The organism is Streptococcus mitis (genome assembly GCF_946190115.1).
Taxonomy (GTDB): Bacteria; Bacillota; Bacilli; order Lactobacillales; family Streptococcaceae; genus Streptococcus; species Streptococcus mitis_CO.
In genome coordinates this window covers 1-230 of record NZ_CAMHZG010000084.1, presented here as the reverse complement: position 1 = coordinate 230, position 230 = coordinate 1, and the positions used below count along the sequence as shown (strand labels likewise).

Below are 230 nucleotides of genomic sequence, written 5' to 3'. Positions count from 1 at the left end.
TCTTCCACTTGTTTTTTCTCTTCTGGAGTTAAGTGGGATTTGTCTTGAACAACGACCTTCTCATCTGGTTTCACTGGTGTGAAGTCTTCGATAACTAGGTCTTTTCCTGCAATTGGATGACTGATCTTAGTGCTTGGATCGGTAACTGTTGCAGTTCCATCGTCCCCTACTGTGACAGTCTTACCTGGGTTCTTCGCTTTGACCTTATCTTCCACTTGTTTTTTCTCTTC

The 230-nt window shown here is 43.0% G+C and carries 1 pseudogene; it reads right to left on the bottom strand.

Features of this window, described 5'->3' with window-relative positions:
- Positions 1-230, bottom strand: a pseudogene (locus tag N8L90_RS09490) (LEA family epithelial adhesin); the annotation flags it as partial.